The 19,907-nt window shown below is 61.3% G+C and carries 15 protein-coding genes; 7 read left to right on the top strand and 8 right to left on the bottom strand.

Annotated elements, in window-relative coordinates:
• Window position 1 precedes the first annotated feature (1 nt).
• From ACF8O8_RS09680 to fdhA, 5 genes are all read left to right on the top strand, one after another.
• Window positions 2–337 carry a sarcosine oxidase subunit delta gene (locus ACF8O8_RS09680; protein ID WP_010951682.1) on the top strand — a complete coding sequence of 112 codons (336 nt, stop codon included), beginning with the start codon at window positions 2–4 and terminating at the stop codon, window positions 335–337.
• Window positions 334–3,348, top strand: coding sequence for a sarcosine oxidase subunit alpha (locus ACF8O8_RS09675; RefSeq protein WP_003255678.1), 3,015 nt, complete (start codon window positions 334–336; stop codon window positions 3,346–3,348). The genes ACF8O8_RS09680 and ACF8O8_RS09675 overlap by 4 nt, the downstream gene beginning before the upstream one ends.
• A gap of 171 nt (window positions 3,349–3,519) precedes the next feature.
• Entirely contained in the window at window positions 3,520–4,152 is a 633-nt protein-coding gene (locus ACF8O8_RS09670) for a sarcosine oxidase subunit gamma (RefSeq protein ID WP_003255677.1), read from the top strand.
• 11 nt (window positions 4,153–4,163) lie between these two features.
• Window positions 4,164–5,021, top strand: coding sequence for a formyltetrahydrofolate deformylase (gene purU, locus ACF8O8_RS09665; protein ID WP_003255675.1), 858 nt, complete (start codon window positions 4,164–4,166; stop codon window positions 5,019–5,021).
• A gap of 301 nt (window positions 5,022–5,322) precedes the next feature.
• The gene (fdhA, locus tag ACF8O8_RS09660) at window positions 5,323–6,522 is read left to right on the top strand and encodes a formaldehyde dehydrogenase, glutathione-independent (protein WP_003255673.1); all 1,200 of its coding nucleotides are present in this window, start codon (window positions 5,323–5,325) and stop codon (window positions 6,520–6,522) included.
• Between the two features lie 203 nt (window positions 6,523–6,725).
• Here the strand turns inward: fdhA and ACF8O8_RS09655 are convergent, their stop codons facing one another.
• On the bottom strand, window positions 6,726–7,649 hold the full coding sequence (locus tag ACF8O8_RS09655) for an RHS repeat-associated core domain-containing protein (protein WP_392509598.1): 924 nt from the start codon (window positions 7,647–7,649) through the stop codon (window positions 6,726–6,728).
• Window positions 7,650–7,842: 193 nt separating this feature from the next.
• On the opposite strand from ACF8O8_RS09655, the gene ACF8O8_RS09650 reads away from it, so the two are divergent.
• Window positions 7,843–8,418 carry a DUF2780 domain-containing protein gene (locus ACF8O8_RS09650; protein ID WP_020191608.1) on the top strand — a complete coding sequence of 192 codons (576 nt, stop codon included), beginning with the start codon at window positions 7,843–7,845 and terminating at the stop codon, window positions 8,416–8,418.
• Between the two features lie 20 nt (window positions 8,419–8,438).
• Here the strand turns inward: ACF8O8_RS09650 and ACF8O8_RS09645 are convergent, their stop codons facing one another.
• Window positions 8,439–9,164 carry an RHS repeat-associated core domain-containing protein gene (locus ACF8O8_RS09645; RefSeq protein WP_392509597.1) on the bottom strand — a complete coding sequence of 242 codons (726 nt, stop codon included), beginning with the start codon at window positions 9,162–9,164 and terminating at the stop codon, window positions 8,439–8,441.
• A 235-nt stretch (window positions 9,165–9,399) separates the two neighbouring features.
• Window positions 9,400–10,287: an acyltransferase gene (locus ACF8O8_RS09640; RefSeq protein WP_392509596.1), complete on the bottom strand. Its 888-nt coding sequence runs from the start codon at window positions 10,285–10,287 to the stop codon at window positions 9,400–9,402.
• 181 nt (window positions 10,288–10,468) lie between these two features.
• Here ACF8O8_RS09640 and ACF8O8_RS09635 point away from each other — a divergent pair, with 181 nt between their 5' ends.
• Window positions 10,469–10,969, top strand: coding sequence for an ATP-dependent zinc protease (locus tag ACF8O8_RS09635; RefSeq protein ID WP_010951688.1), 501 nt, complete (start codon window positions 10,469–10,471; stop codon window positions 10,967–10,969).
• Between the two features lie 173 nt (window positions 10,970–11,142).
• Here the strand turns inward: ACF8O8_RS09635 and ACF8O8_RS09630 are convergent, their stop codons facing one another.
• The 5 genes from ACF8O8_RS09630 to aceE all read right to left on the bottom strand — a co-directional run bounded on the left by ACF8O8_RS09630 (window position 11,143) and on the right by aceE (window position 19,904).
• Window positions 11,143–11,766, bottom strand: coding sequence for a glutathione S-transferase (locus tag ACF8O8_RS09630; protein WP_010951690.1), 624 nt, complete (start codon window positions 11,764–11,766; stop codon window positions 11,143–11,145).
• Window positions 11,767–11,769: 3 nt separating this feature from the next.
• Window positions 11,770–12,438, bottom strand: a complete 669-nt coding sequence (gene msrA, locus ACF8O8_RS09625; RefSeq protein WP_014589400.1) for a peptide-methionine (S)-S-oxide reductase MsrA — start codon at window positions 12,436–12,438, stop codon at window positions 11,770–11,772.
• A 168-nt stretch (window positions 12,439–12,606) separates the two neighbouring features.
• Window positions 12,607–15,297 (bottom strand): bifunctional diguanylate cyclase/phosphodiesterase, encoded by a 2,691-nt coding sequence (locus tag ACF8O8_RS09620; RefSeq protein ID WP_010951692.1) that lies wholly within the window; start codon window positions 15,295–15,297, stop codon window positions 12,607–12,609.
• Window positions 15,298–15,604: 307 nt separating this feature from the next.
• Window positions 15,605–17,245, bottom strand: coding sequence for a dihydrolipoyllysine-residue acetyltransferase (gene aceF, locus ACF8O8_RS09615; RefSeq protein WP_392509595.1), 1,641 nt, complete (start codon window positions 17,243–17,245; stop codon window positions 15,605–15,607).
• 13 nt (window positions 17,246–17,258) lie between these two features.
• Window positions 17,259–19,904, bottom strand: a complete 2,646-nt coding sequence (gene aceE, locus ACF8O8_RS09610) for a pyruvate dehydrogenase (acetyl-transferring), homodimeric type (RefSeq protein ID WP_010951693.1) — start codon at window positions 19,902–19,904, stop codon at window positions 17,259–17,261.
• Window positions 19,905–19,907: the final 3 nt, after the last annotated feature.

The raw sequence follows: 19,907 nt of genomic DNA, 5'->3' as shown, positions 1-19,907 counted from the left end.
CATGTTGCATATTTTCTGTCCCCACTGCGGCGAGCTGCGCTCCGAAGAAGAGTTCCACGCCTCTGGCCAGGCACACATCGCCCGCCCGCTGGACCCTAACGCCTGCTCCGACGAGGAGTGGGGTACCTACATGTTCTACCGTGACAACCCGCGCGGTATTCACCATGAACTGTGGGACCACGTTGCCGGCTGCCGCCAGTACTTCAACGTCACCCGTGACACCGTGACCTACGAAATTCTGGAAACCTACAAGATTGGCGAGAAGCCGCAAGTGACCGCCAGCGGCAAAGCCACCAGCGCCGCGTCGACCGTCAAAGGCCAAGGGGAAAAAGTATGAGCCAGACCTATCGCCTCGCCAGCGGCGGCCGTATCGACCGCAGCAAGGTCCTGAACTTCACCTTCAACGGCAAGACCTACCAGGGTTATGCCGGTGACAGCCTGGCCGCCGCGTTGCTGGCCAACGGTGTCGACATTGTCGGCCGTAGCTTCAAGTACTCGCGCCCGCGCGGCATCATCGCCGCCGGTACCGAAGAGCCGAACGCCATCCTGCAGATCGGCTCCAGCGAAGCTACCCAGATCCCCAACGTGCGCGCCACCCAGCAGGCACTGTACGCGGGCCTTGTCGCCACCAGCACCAACGGCTGGCCGAACGTCAACAACGACGTCATGGGCATCCTCGGCAAGGTCGGCGGCAGCATGATGCCGCCGGGCTTCTACTACAAAACCTTCATGTACCCCAAATCGTTCTGGATGACTTACGAGAAGTACATCCGTAAAGCCGCCGGCCTGGGCCGTGCGCCGCTGCAGAACGATCCTGACAGCTACGACTACATGAACCGGCACTGCGACGTGCTGATCGTCGGTGCCGGCCCTGCTGGCCTGGCTGCCGCACTGGCCGCTGCGCGTAGCGGTGCCCGCGTGATCCTGGCTGACGAGCAGGAAGAGTTCGGCGGCAGCCTGCTCGACACCCGCGAAACCCTCGACGGCAAGCCTGCTGCCGAGTGGGTCAACGCCGTGGTCAAAGAGCTGGAAGGCCTGCCGGAAGTGACCCTGCTGCCACGTGCCACGGTCAACGGCTACCACGACCATAACTTCCTGACCATTCACGAGCGCCTCACCGACCACCTCGGCGATCGCGCCCCGATCGGTCAGGTTCGCCACCGCGTGCACCGCGTTCGCGCCAAGCGCGTGGTACTGGCTGCCGGCGCCCACGAGCGCCCGCTGGTGTACGGCAACAACGACGTGCCGGGCAACATGCTGGCCGGTGCTGTATCCACCTATGTTCGCCGCTATGGCGTGGCGCCGGGTCGCAAGTTGGTACTGTCGACCAACAACGACCACGCTTATCGCGCCGCGCTGGACTGGCACGACGCAGGCCTGCAAGTGGTCGCCATCGCCGACGCCCGCCACAACCCACGTGGCTCGCTGGTTGAAGAAGCGCGTGCCAAAGGCATTCGCATCCTCACCTCCAGCGCCGTGGTCGAGGCCAAAGGCAGCAAGCACGTCACCGGCGCCCGTGTGGCGGCGATTGATGTGCAGGCACACAAAGTCACCAGCCCAGGCGAAGTCCTTGAGTGCGACCTGATCGCGTCCTCGGGCGGTTACAGCCCGATCGTGCACCTGGCTTCGCACCTGGGCGGTCGCCCGGTATGGCGTGACGATATCCTTGGCTTCGTGCCGGGCGATGCGCCGCAGAAGCGTGAGTGCGTCGGTGGTATCAACGGCGTGTATGCCTTGGGCGATGTGATTGCCGATGGCTTCGAAGGCGGCGTCCGCGCAGCCACCGAGGCCGGTTTCAAGGCCACTGTCGGCACCCTGCCAAAAACCGTGGCGCGCAAGGAAGAGGCCACCGTGGCACTGTTCCTGGTGCCGCACGACAAAGGCACCAAGGGGCCGAAGCAGTTCGTCGACCAGCAGAACGACGTGACCGCCGCCGGCATCGAGCTGGCCACCCGTGAAGGCTTCGAGTCGGTCGAGCACGTCAAGCGCTACACCGCGCTGGGCTTCGGTACCGACCAGGGCAAACTGGGCAACATCAACGGCCTGGCCATCGCCGCCCGTTCGATCGGCATCACCATCCCGGAAATGGGTACCACCATGTTCCGCCCCAACTACACGCCGGTTACTTTCGGCGCGGTAGCGGGCCGTCACTGTGGTCACCTGTTCGAGCCCGTGCGCTTCACTGCCCTGCATGCCTGGCACGTGAAGAACGGCGCCGAGTTCGAAGACGTCGGCCAGTGGAAGCGCCCGTGGTACTTCCCGAAAGCCGGTGAAGACATCCATGCTGCCGTGACTCGCGAATGCAAGGCCGTGCGCGACAGCGTGGGCCTGCTGGACGCCTCGACCCTGGGCAAGATCGACATCCAGGGCCCGGACGCGCGCGAGTTCCTCAACCGCATCTACACCAACGCCTGGACCAAGCTCGACGTGGGCAAGGCCCGCTACGGCCTGATGTGCAAGGAAGACGGCATGGTCTTCGACGACGGCGTAACCGCCTGCGTCGGCGACAACCACTTCATCATGACCACCACCACCGGCGGCGCTGCCCGCGTATTGCAGTGGATGGAGCTGTATCACCAGACCGAATGGCCAGAGCTGAAGGTGTACTTCACTTCGGTCACCGACCACTGGGCCACCATGACCCTGTCCGGCCCTAACAGCCGCAAGCTGCTGAGCGAGCTGACCGACATCGACATGGACAAGGAAGCCTTCCCGTTCATGACCTGGAAGGAAGGCAACGTCGGTGGCGTGCCGGCCCGCGTGTTCCGTATCTCGTTCACCGGCGAGCTGTCGTACGAAGTGAACGTGCAGGCCAACTACGCGATGGGCGTGCTGGAACAGATCATCGAGGCCGGCAAGAAGTACAACCTGACCCCGTACGGCACCGAGACCATGCACGTACTGCGTGCAGAGAAGGGCTTCATCATCGTGGGCCAGGACACCGATGGTTCGATGAACCCGGACGACCTGAACATGAGCTGGTGCGTTGGCCGCAACAAGCCGTTCTCGTGGATCGGCCTGCGTGGCATGAACCGCGAAGACTGCGTACGTGAGAACCGCAAGCAGCTGGTGGGCCTGAAACCGGTCGACCCGACCAAGTGGCTGCCGGAAGGCGCCCAACTGGTGTTCGACCCGAAACAGCCAATCCCGATGGACATGGTCGGCCACGTCACCTCCAGCTACGCGTCCAACTCCCTGGGCTACTCGTTCGCCATGGGTGTGGTCAAAGGCGGCCTCAAGCGCATGGGCGAGCGTGTCTACTCGCCGCAGGCGGATGGCAGCGTGATCGAGGCGGAAATCGTGTCTTCGGTGTTCTTCGATCCGAAGGGTGAGCGGCAGAACGTCTAAGGCCCCCCGGTCCAACCGGTGCCAGGCGTGGAATGAGGTCTCTGTGGGAGCGGGCGTGCCCGCGAAGAGGGCGGTGAATTCAACATCGCATTCGCGGGCATGCCCGCTCCCACAGGATGGCCGTCTCCCGCAGGCATCGTGGTCGAATCCAGAATTCAAGGCAGGTAAGAAATGAGCGCTATCAACGTCTTCCAGCAAAACCCCGGCGCCGAGGCCAAAGCCCAGTCGCCACTGCACCATGCCGACCTGGCCAGCCTGGTAGGCAAAGGCCGCAAGAACGCAGGCGTGACCCTGCGTGAACGCAAGTTCCTCGGTCACCTCACCCTGCGTGGTGATGGCCATAACCCGGAATTCGCCGCCGGCGTGCACAAGGCCCTTGGCCTGGAGCTGCCCGTGGCGCTGACCGTGGTCGCCAACAAGGACATGTCGCTGCAATGGGTCGGCCCAGATGAGTGGCTGCTGATCGTGCCCGGCGGCCAGGAGCTGGCAGCGGAGCAAAAGCTGCGCGCGGCCCTTGAAGGCCAGCACATTCAGGTCGTCAATGTCAGTGGCGGGCAAAGCCTGCTGGAACTGCGCGGCCCGAATGTGCGCGACGTGCTGATGAAATCCACCAGCTATGATGTTCACCCGAACAACTTCCCGGTGGGCAAGGCCGTGGGCACCGTGTTCGCCAAGTCGCAACTGGTGATCCGCCGCACTGCAGAAGACACTTGGGAGCTGGTGATTCGCCGCAGCTTCGCCGATTACTGGTGGCTGTGGCTGCAGGACGCTTCTGCCGAATACGGCCTGAGCATCGAAGCCTAAGGAGCAAGAACATGAGTCGGGCACCGGATACCTGGATTCTCACCGCCGACTGCCCGAGCATGCTCGGCACCGTCGACGTGGTGACGCGTTACCTCTTCGAGCAGCGCTGCTACGTGACGGAGCACCACTCCTTCGATGACCGGCAGTCGGGACGCTTCTTCATTCGCGTCGAGTTCCGCCAGCCGGACGATTTTGACGAGGCGGGCTTCCGGGCCGGCCTCGCAGAGCGCAGCGAAGCGTTCGGCATGGCTTTCGAGCTGACCGCACCCAACCACCGCCCCAAGGTGGTGATCATGGTGTCCAAGGCCGACCATTGCCTGAATGACCTGCTGTATCGCCAGCGCATTGGCCAACTGGGTATGGATGTGGTGGCCGTGGTGTCGAACCACCCGGACCTCGAACCCTTGGCGCATTGGCACAAGATTCCTTATTACCACTTCGCCCTCGACCCCAAGGACAAACCTGGGCAAGAGCGCAAGGTGCTGCAGGTGATCGAGGAGACTGGTGCTGAGCTGGTGATTCTTGCCCGCTATATGCAGGTACTGTCGCCCGAACTTTGCCGCCGTCTGGATGGTTGGGCGATCAATATTCACCACTCGCTGTTGCCGGGTTTCAAAGGCGCCAAGCCTTATCACCAGGCCTACAACAAGGGTGTGAAAATGGTCGGTGCCACGGCGCACTACATCAACAACGACCTGGATGAAGGGCCGATCATTGCCCAGGGTGTCGAGGTGGTGGACCACAGTCACTATCCCGAAGACCTGATTGCCAAAGGGCGGGATATCGAATGCCTGACATTGGCGCGGGCGGTGGGGTATCACATCGAGCGACGGGTGTTCCTGAACGCCAACCGGACTGTCGTTCTGTAATAACCGGTACCGGCCTCTTCGCGGCTAAAGCCGCTCCTACAGGTACAGCACAGCCCTCGGGTTGGTGCGGTCCCCCGTAAGAGCGGCTTTAGCCGCGAAGAGGCCCGCACAGGCCGCCTCTCTGTTTGCCCATACTCCCCAGCGACACCCCTGCCGTTAAAAGGCATCTCTCTGTCGCTCCCAGTCAGTGCAGATCTCCCCATCCGGCCCACAATTCCCTCATTCCAGAAACACATGCCGCCCACGGATGGCGGCGCGTTCAACCACCGCTGCATAAATAAAAATCAAGCGAGGTAAGAGCATGTCTGGCAATCGTGGAGTGGTGTATCTCGGCGCTGGCAAGGTCGAAGTACAGAAGATCGACTACCCGAAAATGCAGGACCCGCGCGGCAAGAAAATCGAACACGGCGTCATCCTGAAGGTGGTCTCCACCAACATCTGCGGTTCTGACCAGCACATGGTCCGTGGCCGCACTACTGCCCAGGTCGGCCTGGTCCTGGGCCACGAAATCACCGGTGAAATCGTCGAGAAGGGCCGCGACGTCGAGCGCATGCAGATCGGCGACCTGGTATCGGTCCCGTTCAACGTCGCCTGCGGCCGCTGCCGCTCCTGCAAAGAGATGCACACCGGTGTCTGCCTCACCGTCAACCCGGCCCGCGCCGGCGGTGCCTACGGCTACGTCGACATGGGCGACTGGACCGGTGGCCAGGCCGAATACGTGCTGGTGCCATACGCCGACTTCAACCTGCTGAAGCTGCCTGAGCGCGACAAGGCCATGGAAAAGATCCGTGACCTGACCTGCCTGTCCGACATCCTGCCCACCGGCTATCACGGTGCCGTGACTGCTGGCGTTGGTCCAGGCAGCACTGTCTACGTTGCCGGTGCTGGCCCGGTCGGCCTGGCCGCCGCTGCCTCGGCGCGCCTGCTGGGCGCCGCCTGTGTAATCGTCGGTGACCTGAACCCGGCCCGCCTGGCCCACGCCAAGTCGCAAGGCTTCGAAGTGGTCGACCTGTCCAAGGACACCCCGCTGCACGAGCAGATCGTCGACATTCTCGGCGAGCCGGAAGTGGACTGCGCTGTCGACGCCGTCGGCTTCGAGGCCCGTGGCCATGGCCACGAAGGTGCCAAGCACGAGGCCCCGGCCACCGTGCTGAACTCGCTGATGCAAGTGACCCGCGTGGCCGGCAACATCGGTATCCCGGGCCTGTACGTGACCGAAGACCCGGGCGCGGTGGATGCCGCTGCCAAGATCGGCGCGCTGAGCATCCGCTTCGGCCTGGGCTGGGCGAAATCGCACAGCTTCCACACCGGCCAGACCCCGACCATGAAATACAACCGCCAGCTGATGCAGGCGATCATGTGGGACCGCATCAACATTGCTGAAGTGGTAGGTGTGCAGGTGATCAACCTGGATCAGGCGCCGGAAGGGTATGGCGAGTTTGATGCAGGTGTGCCGAAGAAATTCGTTATCGACCCGCACAAAATGTGGGGTGCGGCGTAATCAGCGTCGAGTAAAAAGAGCCCCTCGCATCGAGGGGCTTTTTGTCCATTCTGATAAGACATCTCGGCCGGAGGTGCTTGTCATAAGCCTTTCATCGCTTTTGAAGTCGAGCGCCGCCCGCACATACCTCATCAGTTCCGAAGCCTGGTGAGTGGCCCTGGAGCGAAGGGCCACTGCGCAGTCATTTTCATGCAGACAGTTAATTACTCCGATTGTGGCCGGCGCGTCTCATTGTTTGCGTCGGTTGCCCCGAATTGGTAGTTCCTGTCGTCATGAGGATCGTCACGTTTTTTGGGAGCGTAGAACATGTTTTCAGTATCGGTGTTCCCGCTCGTTGGGTGGTAAGTATTAGGTTTTGAATTTTTTATAGCTTTTTTGGCGTAGTAATGTTCGGAGTAAATGTATGCGTGATCTTTACTTTCTACGTATTTATTTATGCCGCGTTCCTTTCTCAAACCCCTGTCAAGCGTTTTTTGGAGGGTTTTTCTAGCGGCGTCAATTCTTGGTGCGAATGTTTTTCCTCTGTATTTTCTTTGCGCGACTAAATTATTGAGGTTGTCGGTTTGCTCTTTCATTGTTTCATTAATAATCTTTATGCTTGCCAGGCGCTGATCCATTTTTGCTTGGTTACTGCGAAACCACGTTCTAGGCTTGAAAATACCCCACATCCCCGTTTCGTCTTTCCGATTGACTGGGTCGTTCACACAGTACGCGAAAGCATTGACCCCGCCTCGGGCGAATGGGCTTTCAGCATTGTCCGGTCCGATGAACCGTCTCATCTCGGTGCTAAAGCCACGGTGTCCTTGGCCTAGGAGATAAAGGTGTATGTTGTCCAATATGAACTCGCCGTTGAATCCTATCGCTGGGGATCCTGATGGCAGTTTGTCGTTGTATCCAAAGGGGGTGTAGGTGTGATTTTTTTGCTTTCCGTCAGGCGTGCTCACGACAAGCACTGAGTCCATCTCATCTGTTGCGAAAAGCTGGGAACTTCCTGCTTCTTTGCCAGCGGACTCAGCAAGAGGGAGCGTTCCAATCCGCAGGATTGAACGCTTCTGATCGTTTCCAATGACAGTGGTCAGTTTGCTGGTCTGGTAGAAATATTTGGGGGTATCAGGACTGTTTTTCACCGACGTGCTCCCGTTGTCTGCAGTTGGCCCCGGAAATAGATGGCCTGGGCACTACGATTATCTGGAGTGTCTTGAGCAATTGACTACTGGCAGAAATATCAGGTATGCACCTGTTGGGGCCCGGAACAATCCCTCAGATTTCCAGTCAAATCCTTCGTTTTCCAGGCCATCCCGGCCGACGAGGTCCCTTCCGATGAAAGCACTCACCTTGGCAACCCTGATGACCCTGGCCGCCAGCCCGGTGTTCGCCTTCAACCTCAGTGACGCCGCCAATGCCGTGTCCGCCATGCAGAACCCGCAACAGCAAGGCCAGGTGCAGGCTCCCGAGGCCCAGGCCAATCTGCTCAACACCTTGGGCAGCGAATTGAAGATCACCCCCGAACAGGCCGTGGGCGGCGCAGGGGCGATGTTGGGGTTGGCGCGCAACAACCTTAGCAGTGAGGACTATGGCCAATTGACCAAGGCCGTGCCGGGTCTGGACCTGTTGTCCGGTGCCAATATGCTGGGTGGGTTGAGCGGGCTGGGCGATTTGCTGGGCAAGAACAGCGAAAGCCAGTCGGCATTGAGCAACGCGTTGGGCAACGACGTGGAGAACCGTAATGACCTGGACAATGCGTTCAAGGCACTGGGCATGGACACTGGAATGATCGGCCAGTTCGCCCCGCTGATCCTGCAGTACCTCGGCCAGCAGGGCATCGCCGGGTCGTTGCTGCAGAACTTGGGTAGCCTGTGGACCACGCCGGCACCAGTGAGCACGCCATCGGTTTGAGATTATCACAAGGCCAGACGTCATACATCGAAGGTCTTGAGCGTCACTTCCAGGGCTCTGATTCGATATTGTGCTTCAGTCAGCCAGACTTCGCGTAATTCCATTTCTGTACGATATTGTTGGTCACTGATCCCTTGGATTTTGGCGAAGGCTTTCGAAGATGGTTTCAAAAGCTCGGTGTATTCTTGCTGTTTTTGCGCTGCGCGTTTAGTGAGATTTTTTATATAGATGGCTAATGATCGTCTTTCTTTGAGAAGGTGGTTTTTGTGGGCAGTCTGTTCCCTCAGGTACGTCTTGATCGTTATGTCTTTGTTAAAGGCAACAGTCTTTTTTTTCGCCAAATGGTGTGAAGCGGAGTGCCTGGCGTTCAACAGAGGAGGCTCTATTACCTGCGCCGCAGGCTTTTTTGTCAGCGGTACTGTTCGGTGAGGTTTCGGGTTAGACTTTTGCTCCCAAAACTTTTGTAAATTGGCGAATTCCCGCTGTTGCCCTGTATCATCACGGTAATTGATGGGGTCACAGGCACAGTATGCGTAGGCGTTATAGCCACCGTCACTGAACGGGCTGAGATCATCGGGCTTGAGGAAGCGCATCAAGGCTGGACTATAGCTTCGGTATCCTCGCCCCAATGCATAGGTGCCAAGGAGCGGATCAAATCGTTCATCCTTGAAGCCTATTATCGTGGCTCTACCTGCTTGGCTGCCGATGTGCCCGTAAGGGCTGTAGACCAGGGCGGTGACTTTCACTTGAGAGCGCCTCGCAAGAGACATGCTGCTTAAGTCTTCGTCTTTGGGAGGCCGCGCACAACTAGCAGAATTATCAGGGGGCGCAACGTAACTGTGCTGATGTCAACCGGCTGCCTGCTTCGGCCTCTTCGCGGGTAAACCCGCCCCTACGCAGGTAGAGCCTATCCTTGGGGATGTGGTAATCCGCGTAGGAGCGGGTTCACCCGCGAATGGGCCAGTTCAGGCGGCAGAGGTGTTAGCCCATCTCCGCCCGCAGCTGCTCGATCCGCTGGTCCTTCGCCACCCACAGCTGGTTCACCCAAGCCTGAACCGTCTGCCGAAACTCGGGATCATTTTCGTAATCCCCCGCCCACAACGCCGGGTCCAGTTCCCGCACCTGAATGTCGATAATCACCCGGCTAATGCTGCCATTGAGCAAGTCCCAGAACCCCGGCGCCTTATTACCGGGGTACACGATGGTCACATCCAGCAGGGCATCCAGCTGTTCGCCCAATGCCGCGAGCACAAACGCCACACCACCTGCCTTGGGCTTGAGCAGGTAGCGATACGGCGACTGCTGCTCCTGGCGCTTGGCTTCGGTAAACCGGGTGCCCTCCAGGTAATTGACCACGGTCACCGGCTGGCGCTTGAACAGCTCGCAGGCCGCCTTGGTGATTTCCAGGTCCTTGCCCCTGAGCTCCGGGTGCTTTTCCAGAAACGCCTTGCTGTAGCGCTTCATGAACGGGTAATCCAGCCCCCACCAGGCCAGGCCCAGCAACGGCACCCAGATCAGCTCTTTTTTCAGGAAGAACTTGAAGAACGGTGTACGGCGGTTGAGGCTTTCGATCAGCGCCGGGATGTCGACCCAAGTCTGGTGGTTGCTCACGGCCAGGTACGAGGTGTCCCTGCGCAGGTTTTCCACACCGCGGATGTCCCACTGGGTAGGGATGCACAGGGCGAAGATGGCTTTGTCGATTTCCGACCAGGTTTCGGCCACCCACATCACCGCCCACGACGCGTAGTCGCGGCCACGGCCTGGCAACACCAGCTTGAGCAGGGCGAAGACCAGCAGCGGGCAGATCAATACCACGGTATTGAGCAGCAGCAGGGTGGTAGTGAGAATGCCGGTCAGCAGGCGACGCATAAAGAGACTCTTGTTGTGGGAGATAAACGGTTGGCAATGATAAGCAGGGCGGTGGCCTACGCCAAATGTCCAATGCCCGACGGCGGGGACAAATGTTTCACATTATGTTGGTTAGGCTCGTGACAGCGAACCTATCTGCCCAGTGCAGTCTAAGCATTGACCCTCTCAAGGAAGCCTGCTTGTGAAATCTCTTTTAGCCATGTTGTCGCTGTTGGCGCTGCCGGTGATGGCCGCCGAACCCACTATCTACGGCCGTTACGAGAATATTGCCCTGCCTGAACTGGGCGAAACCCTGAAAGCCAAGATGGACACTGGCGCCTTCACCGCGTCGCTGTCGGCCAAGGATATCGAGCTGTTCACCCGCGATGGGGACGAGTGGGTGCGCTTCCGCCTGGCGACCAAGGAATCGGACGGCAAAGTGTACGAGCACAAGGTCTCGCGCATCAGCAAGATCAAGGGCCGTGCTGATGAAGAGGACGAAGGGGATGCGCCAGAGGTCTCCAAGCGCCCGGTGGTCGACCTGGAGTTGTGCCTGGGGGATGTGAAGCGCACCGTCGAGGTGAATCTGGTGGACCGCAGCAACTTCAACTACCCGCTGCTGGTGGGTTCCAAGGCGCTGCGCGAGTTCAAGGCGGCGGTCAACCCGGCGAAGAAGTTCACTGCTGGCAAGCCAGGGTGCTGATCTGAAGCGTGCGCCATACAATGTAGGAGCGGGCTTGCCCGCGAACACACATAATGGGGTGTCAGGCACCGGCTTCGCCGGTGTTCGCGGGCACGCCCGCTCCCAAAAGCCCACCACAGATAGCGAACACTGTGGAAAACCTTGTAGGAGCGGGTTTACCCGCGAAGGGGCCCTCAGGCCACTGGCGCTGTAGCGACCATCGATGGCCGCTTGACCACCTCGGCATACCACGCCGCCAACCCAGGCTGGCGCTCACGCCAGCCAAACCCGGGCTGACGCAAATCCAGATAGCCCAGCGCACAGGCCACGCCAATCGCCGCCAGGTCGAAGCCGGAGATCAGCTCCGGCAAGTGCTCCTGCTCCAGGTTGTCCAGGCTACGGCGGATCTTGTCACCCTGCGCTTGCAGCCAGCCATCCCAGCGCTTGTCCTCTGGCCGCAGGAAGCTCTCATACCGGCTCGACACTGCCGCATCCATGATCGCATCGGCCTGTGATACCAAGGTCATGCGCCGCCAGCGCGCCGAACCTTCACGCGGCAGCAGCGGCAGGCCAACGTGCTGCTGGTCGAGGTACTCGCAGATCACCCGACTGTCGTGCAGCACGGTGCCGTCTTCCAGGCGCAGGGCCGGGATTTTGCCGATCGGGTTGTCCAGGTTGAGCTGCGGGTCGCCGCTCACCGGGCTTATGTTCACCGGCTGCAGCTGCACACGCTCAAGCTGGCCGGTTTCGTGCAACACCACCATGACCTTGCGCACGAAAGGCGACAACGGCGAGTGGAACAGGGTCATCGTGCTCATGCTTCAGTTACCTTGCAGGCTGGGTGGCAGGCACACGCCGGTGCCGCCGATGCCGCAGTAGCCGTCCGGGTTCTTGGCCAGGTACTGCTGGTGGTAGGCCTCGGCGAAATAGACGGTCGGTGCCTGGTCGATTTCGGTGGTGATCTCACCGAAGCCGGCCTTGCTCAGCTCGGCCTGGTAGGCGTCGCGGCTGGCCTTGGCCTGTTCCAGCTGTTCCGGGCTGGTGCAGTAGATGGCCGAACGGTACTGGGTGCCGATGTCGTTGCCCTGGCGCATGCCTTGGGTGGGGTTGTGCAGCTCCCAGAACATTGCCAGCAATTCGCGGTAGCTGACCTTGTCCTTGTCGAACACCACCAGCACCACTTCGGTGTGGCCGGTCAGGCCCGAGCAGACTTCTTCGTAGGTAGGGTGCGGGGTGAAGCCGCCGGCGTAGCCGACCACGGTGCTGACCACACCTTCACGCTGCCAGAAGCGGCGCTCTGCGCCCCAGAAGCAGCCCAGGCCGAAGATGGCGAAGTCGATGGCGCCTTCGAAGAACGGGCCGAGCAGTGGGGTGTCTTTGAAGACGTAGTGGAACTCGGGCAGGCTCATTGGCGTGTCGCGGCCAGGCAGGGCCTGTTCCGCAGTGGGCATGACGTTTTTGTTCACCAGGATTTCCGAACGCAGGACCATGGCCGTTCCTCTGTGTTTATTCAGTGGGGTAGGGGTTTGGGCCTTCGCGGGCATGCCCGCTCCCACAGGTACAGCACAGGTTTCAAAGGTTGTGGTGTTCCTGTGGGAGCGGGCGTGCCCGCGAAAGGGCCCGAATGGCTTCTATAGTGCCCGAGGATTACGCAGCTGTCAGGCCACCGGGCCACGCGGATAGCGCTTCAGCCGCTCGGCCAGCTCGCGCCCGGGAATCGGCCGGTCGAACAGGTAGCCCTGGCCCACGTCGCAGCGGTGGCGGCGCAGGAACGCCAGTTGCTCCGGCGTCTCGATCCCTTCGGCCACCACCTTCAGCTTCAGGTTGTGGGCCATGGCCACCACCGCCGAGGTGATTTCCATGTCGTCCTGGTTGTCGGGGATTTCGTTGATGAAGCTGCGATCGATCTTGAGGATGTCGATCGGAAACTTCTTCAGGTAGCTCAGCGACGAATAACCGGTGCCGAAGTCGTCCATGGCCAAGGTCAGGCCCAGGGCCTTCAGTTCGTCCAGCTGGCGGTGGGTGTCTTCGCTGGCTTCCAGCAGCAGGCCTTCGGTCAGCTCCAGCTCCAGCAGGTGTGGGGGCAGGGCTTCTTCCTTGAGGATGGTGCTGATCGACGCCACCAGGTCCGGGTCGGAGAACTGTTTGGGCGACAGGTTGATGGCTACATGCAGGTTGCCCAGGCCGGCCTTGCGCAGTTGCTGGCTCATGCAGCACGCCTGGCGCACCACCCATTTGCCGATAGGGATGATCAGGCCGGTTTCCTCGGCCACGCTGATGAACTGGTCCGGGCGGATCATGCCGCGTTCGGGGTGGTTCCAGCGCAGCAGCGCTTCCAGGCCCAGCAGGCGACCGCTGCGAAGGCACAGCTTGGGCTGGTAGAACACGTCCAGCTCATTCTGGGTCAGGGCACGACGCAGGTTGTTCTCGACGAACAGCTTGTAGCTGGCTTCGGCGTTGAGCACTTCGGTAAACACCTGTACCTGGTGTTTACCGTTGGCCTTGGCCTTGTGCAATGCAAGGCCGGCATTCTTCATCAGGCTGGCCGGGTCGACACCGTGCAACGGTGCACAGGCCAGGCCTACCGAGGCGGTGACGTTGATCAGCTGGTTGTCGACGAACATCGGCTTGTCGAGGGTGCACAACAACTGTTGAGCAACGCCTTGGCCATCTTCAAGGCTGGTGTCGTCGAGCAGCACGGCGAACTCGTTACTGGCAAAGCGCGCCAGGATGCCACCGCTGTGCAGGCTGTTGCGCAAACGCCTGGCCAGGCTGATCAGCAGCTTGTCGCCGGTCTGGTGGCCAAGGCTGTCGTTGATGCGCTTGAAGTTGTCGATGTCCACCAGCAGCAGGCACATCGAGCTTTCGCCATCGCGGGCGAAGCGTTCGTCCAGGCTGCGGATGAACGCCGGGCGGTTGCCCAGGTTGGTGAGGTTGTCGGTGTAAGCCAGGCGTTCGATGCGTTGCTGGGCCAGCTTGGTCTGGGTGACGTCTTCGTAGATGCCGATGTAGTGGGTCAGCTCACGGTTGTCACCGTACACCTTGGAAATCGACAACTGGCCCCAGTACGGCTCCAGGTTTTTGCGTCGGCTCTTGAACTCGCCCTGCCAACTGTTGCCCATGGCCAGGCTCGACGGCGAGTCGAACAGCAGTTCGCTGAGGTTCTCCAGTGCCGGTAGCTCACCCAGCTGGCGGCCCTGCACTTCGTCGGTACTGTACTGGGTGATGGCGGTGAAGCTGGGGTTGACGTACTCCACCCGGCCGTCGCGGTTCACCAGCAGGAAGGCACTGGCGCTCTGCTCGACCGCACGCTGGAACAGGTGCAGGGCGCTGGCCGCGGCCCGTCGTTTGTGGTTTGTGATCACTTGGGCGAACTGGTCGGCCAGCTCACCGGCAAAGGCAATCTCGTCCGACTGCCAGGCCCTTGGCTGGCCGCTTTGCTCCAGGCACAACACGCCGATCACCTGGCCATCGACACGGATGCTGGCGTCGAGCATGGCCTTGTTTTCCGGGCGCATGCTTTGCGCCAGGGCGCGGGTGCGCGGGTCGTGGCCGGCGTTGTGAGCGTCGATGGCGCGGCTTGCGTGCAGTGCATCCAGGTAGTCGGGGAAGCGGCTGGCATCGATGGCTTCGGGCTGGCGGTGCTCCTGTGCGTCGCGGTACCAGGCGATGATCGGTTCCAGGCGTTGGTCTTCCAGGTGCCAGATGCTGGCGCAGTCGACCTTGTAGATTTCGCAGGCGCTCTGGGTGATCAGCTGGGCCGCTTCGAGCAGCGAGTTGCCCGCGCTGTAGCGATGGCGGGCGAGGCGCAGGATAAGGTCCTGCTGGCCGCGCACCCGCTCCAGGTGCTCCAGTTGTTCTTGCTGCGTGCGCTGGTTCAGCTGCAGGGCCAGTTGCAGGCGGTTGTTGCGTGACTCCAGGTCGCTGGCGCCGGGTTCGCCGGTCTCTTCCTGCTGGTCATCGAGCACGCTCAGGTAGCCGCGCAACAGCTGGCGGTTGTGTTGCTTGTAGGCTTCACCCGCTTCCAGCAGGCGCAGCGAGGTGCTCGGCGTGTGCAGGGTGTAGCGCACGCGATAGTAACCGCGCTGGGCCAGTTGCAACTGGATGTCGTCGTGCAGCCGGTAGCGTGCTTCGGGTTCCATCAGGCTGGCGTAGGGCGCGTCAATCAGGGCACACAGCTCGCCGGTTTTCAGGCCGAACTGGCGCTCACAGGCTGGGTCAAGGTAGAGCATGGCCCAGGTGGCTTCGTTGAGCCTTTCGAAACGCAGCATGCCGAGCCGCGAGGGCACGGGTAACTGTGTCACGACCTCGGCCGCCACACGGCTGGCGGCATCGGGTTGGCTTTTCATCGAAGACTCGCTTGAAGAGGGAACGCGGCCTTGTGGCTGCGGCGGATTTGGCAAGGTTGCATGATGTCCCGAGGGCTGGCAAGCGGCCATGCTTGATGCTGTGGACAGGTTATCGGCTGACGTGGCCGATTCTGCAGTTTGGCTGGAGATTTTGGGGCCGCTTTGCGGCCTTGTGTCGCGAAAGGAGGGCGAAGCCCTCCCAGCTTTTTCCAGGCAAAAAAAAGCCCCGCCAATCGACGGGGTTGAGGTACGAGCGTGGCAGCTCGAAAAGGGTACTGCCCCTCGCAAGGAGGGGCAGTGTGCTGGCTTACAGCAGCATGGTGCGGATATCGCCCAGCACGTCGCCCAGGCGCTTGGTGAAGCGCGCGGCGGCAGCGCCGTTGATCACACGGTGATCGTAGGACAGCGACAGCGGCAACATCAGCTTTGGCTGGAAGGCCTTGCCATCCCAGACTGGCTGCATGGTCGCCTTGGAGACGCCCAGGATAGCCACCTCCGGCGCATTGACGATCGGCGTGAAGCCGGTGCCGCCAATGTGGCCGAGGCTGGAGATGGTGAAGCAGGCGCCTTGCATCTCGTCAGCCGACAGCTTCTTGGTGCGCGCCTTCTCGGCCAGTGCAGCGGCTTCGGCAGCCAGTTGCAGCAGGCTCTTCTGGTCGACGTTCTTGATCACAGGGACCAGCAGGCCGTCCGGGGTGTCCACGGCGAAGCCGATGTGCACGTACTTCTTGCGGATGATGGCCTTGCCGCTTGGCGCCAGCGAGCTGTTGAAGTCCGGCAGTTCCTTGAGCAGGAAGGCGCAGGCCTTGAGCAGCAGTGGCAGCACGGTCAGCTTCACCCCAGCCTTCTCGGCCACGGCCTTCTGCGCAACGCGGAAGGCTTCCAGCTCGGTGATGTCGGCAGAGTCGAACTGGGTCACGTGCGGCACGTTGAGCCAGCTGCGGTGCAGGTTGGCAGCACCGACCTGCATCAGGCGGGTCAGGGCCACTTCTTCCACTTCACCGAACTTGCTGAAGTCCACGGCAGGGATCGGCGGGATGCCAGCACCACCGGTCGCACCGGCGGCTGCCGGCGCTTCCTTGGCCTTCTGCATCATGGCCTTGACGTAGACCTGCACGTCTTCTTTCAGGATGCGACCGTGCGGGCCGGTGGCAGCAACTGCACCCAGCTCGACACCGAATTCACGGGCCAGCTGACGAACAGCGGGGCCTGCGTGAACCTTGGCATTGCTGCCAGCGGCCGGTGCGGTAGCAGCCGGTGCAGGGGCAGCAGCCGGGGCGGCAGCGGCAGGTGCGGCAGCCGGAGCAGCCTCAGCCTTGGCTGGTGCAGGAGCAGCAGCCGGTGCCGGCGCGGCAGCCGGGGCGGCACCCGCCACTTTCAGCTTGAAGATCAGGTCGCCAGTGCCGACTTCGTCTTCCAGCTTGCACAGCACTTCTTCGACCACGCCGGCAGCCGGCGACGGGATTTCCATGGAGGCCTTGTCGGACTCCAGGGTAATCAGCGACTGGTCGGCTTCGACGGTGTCGCCGACTTTGACCAGCACTTCGATGATCTTGGCCTTGCCCGACGAACCGATGTCCGGCACGTGGATGTCCTGCACGCTGGCAGCAGCCGGGGCTGCGGCCGGAGCAGCAGGAGCGGCTTCAGCGGCTGGCGCTGGCGAAGCAGCCGGAGCAGCGGCAGCAGCCGGTGCCTCAGGGGCCGCAGCAGCGGCGCCCTCGGCTTCCAGGACCAGCAGTTCGTCGCCTTCTTTCAGGCGGTCGCCCAGCTTGACCTTCAGTTCCTTGATCACGCCAGCCTTGGGCGCCGGAATTTCCATGGAGGCCTTGTCGGACTCCAGGGTCAGCAGGCTCTGGTCAGCCTCGATACGGTCACCGACCTTGACGAACAGCTCGATGATTTCACCTTCACCGCTGCCGATGTCAGGTACGCGAATGAGTTCGCTCACTTAAAAATACTCCTCAGCAGTCCAGTGGGTTGCGCTTGTCCGGGTCGATACCGAACTTGACGATAGCGTCTGCAACAACCTTGGGTTCGATCTCGCCACGGTCAGCCAGGGCTTCCAGGGCAGCCAGCACCACGAAGTGGCGGTCGACTTCGAAGAAGTGACGCAGCTTCTTGCGGCTGTCGCTGCGACCGTAACCGTCGGTACCCAGGACTTTGAACTCTTTGCTCGGTACCCACTGACGAATCTGCTCGGCGAACAGCTTCATGTAGTCGGTAGAGGCGATGACCGGGCCTTTGCGACCGTTCAGGCACTGCTCGACGTAGGTCTGCTGTGGCTTCTGGCCAGGCTTCAGGCGGTTGGCGCGTTCCACGGCCAGGCCGTCGCGACGCAGTTCGTTGAAGCTGGTGACGCTCCACACGTCGGCACCGACGTTGAACTCTTCACGCAGGATCTTCGCGGCTTCGCGGACTTCGCGCAGGATGGTGCCGGAGCCCATCAGCTGTACGTGGTGTGCGGCTTCGCGGGTGTCCTCTTCCAGCAGGTACATGCCCTTGATGATGCCTTCCTCGACACCGGCCGGCATGGCTGGCTGCTGGTAGGATTCGTTCATCACGGTGATGTAGTAGAAGATGTCCTGTTGCTCTTCGGTCATCTTCTTCATGCCGTCCTGGATGATCACCGCCAGCTCGTAGCCGTAGGTCGGATCGTAGGTGCGGCAGTTCGGGATGGTGCCCGCCATCATGTGGCTGTGACCGTCTTCGTGCTGCAGGCCTTCACCGTTGAGGGTGGTACGGCCGGCGGTACCGCCGATCAGGAAACCACGGGTGCGGCTGTCGCCAGCGGCCCAGGCCAGGTCGCCAATACGCTGGAAACCGAACATCGAGTAGAAGATGTAGAACGGCAGCATCGGCTGGTTGTGGCAGCTGTACGAGGTACCGGCAGCGATGAACGACGACATGGCGCCGGCTTCGTTGATGCCTTCCTCGAGGATCTGGCCCTTCTTGTCTTCGCGGTAGAACATCACCTGGTCTTTATCGACTGGCTCGTAGAGCTGGCCGACCGACGAGTAGATGCCCAACTGGCGGAACATGCCTTCCATACCGAAGGTACGGGCTTCGTCCGGGATGATCGGGACGATGCGCTGGCCAATGTCCTTGTCCTTGACCAGCTGCGCCAGAATACGCACGAAGGCCATGGTGGTGGAGATTTCGCGGTCGCCCGAGCCGTCCAGGATCGCTTTCAGCGTTTCCAGTGGCGGGGTCGGCACGCTGAAGCTCTTGGCACGGCGCTGCGGTACGAAGCCACCCAGGGCTGCGCGGCGCTCGGCCAGGTACTTGGCTTCGGCAGAACCTTCTTCCGGCTTGAAGAACGGCAGGTTCTCCAGGTCGGCATCCTTGACCGGGATGTCGAAGCGGTCACGGAAGTGACGCAGGCTGTCGACGTCGACCTTCTTGGTGTTGTGCGCGGTGTTCTTGGCTTCGCCAGCACCGGTGCCGTAACCCTTGATGGTCTTGGCCAGGATGACGGTCGGCTGCTCTTTGTGGTTCACAGCCTGGTGATAGGCCGCGTAAACCTTGTACGGGTCGTGACCGCCACGGTTGAGCTTCCAGATCTCTTCGTCGGACAGGTCTTCGACCATGGCCTTGAGTTCCGGGGTGTTGAAGAAGTGCTCGCGAACGTACGCGCCGTCTTTGGCTTTGTAGTTCTGGTATTCGCCGTCGATGACTTCGTCCATGCGGCGCTGCAGGGCACCGTTGGTGTCCTTGGCCAGCAGTGGGTCCCAGAAACGGCCCCAGACGACTTTGTTGACGTTCCAGCCACCGCCACGGAACACGCCTTCGAGTTCCTGGATGATCTTGCCGTTGCCGCGAACCGGGCCGTCGAGGCGCTGCAGGTTGCAGTTGATGACGAAGATCAGGTTGTCCAGCTTCTCGCGGCCGGCCAGGGCGATTGCACCCAGGGATTCCGGCTCGTCGCACTCACCGTCGCCCATGAAGCACCAGACCTTCTGCTTGCCGGCCGGGATGAAGCCACGGGCTTCCAGGTACTTCATGAAGCGTGCCTGGTAGATCGCCTGGATCGGGCCCAGACCCATCGAAACGGTCGGGAACTGCCAGAAGTCAGGCATCAGCCATGGGTGCGGGTACGAAGACAGGCCGTTGCCGTCCACTTCCTGGCGGAAGTTGTTCATCTGGTCTTCGCTGATACGGCCTTCCATGAAGGCACGGGCGTAGACGCCTGGCGATGCGTGGCCCTGGAAGAAGATCAGGTCGCCGCCGTGTTCTTCGGTAGGGGCCTGGAAGAAGTAGTTGAAGCCGATGTCGTACAGGGTGGCACTGGAGGCGAAGCTAGAGATGTGTCCGCCCAGGTCCGAGTCTTTCAGGTTGGTACGCATGACCATGGCCAGCGCGTTCCAACGCACCATCGAGCGAATGCGGCGTTCCATGAACAGGTCGCCAGGCATGCGTGCTTCGTGGGTGACAGGGATGGTGTTGCGGTATGGCGTGGTGATCGCATATGGCAGCTGGGAGCCACTACGGGTGGCCAGCTCGCCCATACGGGTCATCAGGTAATGAGCGCGGTCTTCGCCTTCTTTGTCGAGGACCGACTCCAGGGCATCCAGCCATTCCTGGGTTTCGATTGGATCGAGGTCTTGCATGGC

The organism is Pseudomonas sp. TYF_14 (genome assembly GCF_043105275.1).
Taxonomy (GTDB): domain Bacteria; phylum Pseudomonadota; class Gammaproteobacteria; order Pseudomonadales; family Pseudomonadaceae; genus Aquipseudomonas; species Aquipseudomonas alloputida.
The sequence above is the reverse complement of the archived record's forward strand: the minus strand, read 5'-3'. Positions and strand labels throughout refer to the sequence as shown.